The organism is Stenotrophomonas sp. 05L44_2, assembly GCF_056665995.1.
On the sequence record NZ_JBFTNR010000955.1, the window covers coordinates 1 to 1,258 of the forward strand.

Annotated in this window: 1 pseudogene; it reads left to right on the forward strand. The window is 67.8% G+C overall.

Annotation, left to right across the window (positions count from 1 at the left end):
- Positions 1-143 precede the first annotated feature (143 nt).
- A pseudogene (locus AC1VAN_RS22285) lies at positions 144-1,258 on the forward strand (alpha/beta hydrolase); the annotation flags it as partial.

The window sequence follows — 1,258 nt, forward strand, 5'->3', positions numbered from 1 at the left end:
GCGGTGACCTGCCTGATCGAAGGATGATCTGCGGGGAGACCGGCTGACAGGCGGGGTTCGCCGGGCACGGTCCGACGCTGCCGCAGGCCTGCTTCCGCGTTGACACGCCTGCCGCTAGAGTGGCGCCAGCGCAGGGAGTTCACATGGAAAGAACAGGCATCGGCGTCATCCGCACCACCTTCGTCCTCGTTGCCCTGCTCGCCCTGAGCGGGTGCGCGACGCTGCGCCAGTTCGGCCCATCGGTGCAGGTGGGCACGGTCACGCCAGGACAGTACATCGCGCTCAAGCGCGGTGACATTCTCACCAGCGGCAAGCTCAGCGCGGCCACCATGGAGACCCTGCGCGTGGCCGGCCTGGACGAGGGCGCCTGTGCCAAGCCCGGCCTGCCCTGCATCGAGGCGATGGAGGGCAGCATCGTCGTCCGCGAGGAAGACAAGCGCTCGGCGCTGGCCGAACTGTGGGTGCAGTACGCGATGACGATGCCGGCGCCGAAGCGCGAGTCGGCGTCGGTGGCCCGCAGCAAGGCCGCGACCGCCCCGCCTGACCCGACCTTCCAGCCGCGCCTGGATGCGTGGATGCAGATCGCGCGGCAATCCTATGCATATCTGTTCTTCACCGAACGCACCGCCAACCAGCGTGGTTTCGAAGACCGCCAGACCCAGGTGCGCGACTACTACAACCTGGCCGTGCAGGAGTCAGCCGTGCTGCTGTTCGAAGCCTATTCGAGCAAGCAGGTGCGCAACGACAACGGGCGGTTCCAGCTGGGACGCTGGACCTTCGTACTGGCGCCTGCCGACGATGGCCCGGCAGCGGACACCCGCGAGCCGCTGGAACTGGTACCGGCCGCATCGATGTCCTTCACCGGCACCCTGCGCAGCGTGCATCGCCGCGATGGCTTCGGCGCCGAACTGGTGGCGGTGATGGCAGACCCGGCCAGCACCGGCCTGGCGGCCGCCGCCGCTGGTACCGCAACGACGGCCGAGCGCGACTGGAGCGAGATGCCGTCGCCGTCGATGACCGTGCTGTTGCGTTTTTCCGGCAACAACCTGTGGGAAGTGCTGCACGACGACGAGCCGGAACTGGAGATCCACGACCCCTACCAGGTGGCGGTGGTGGAACTGCACGGCGAACAGGTGCCACTGGCGGCGAACTTCACCGCCGGTTACGCGCTGTGGCTGGCCCGCTCCAACTTCAGCCGGCAATCGCTGCGTACGCTGTTCGGCGGCAAGGGCGGCATCGACAAGCCGCATCTGTTCAT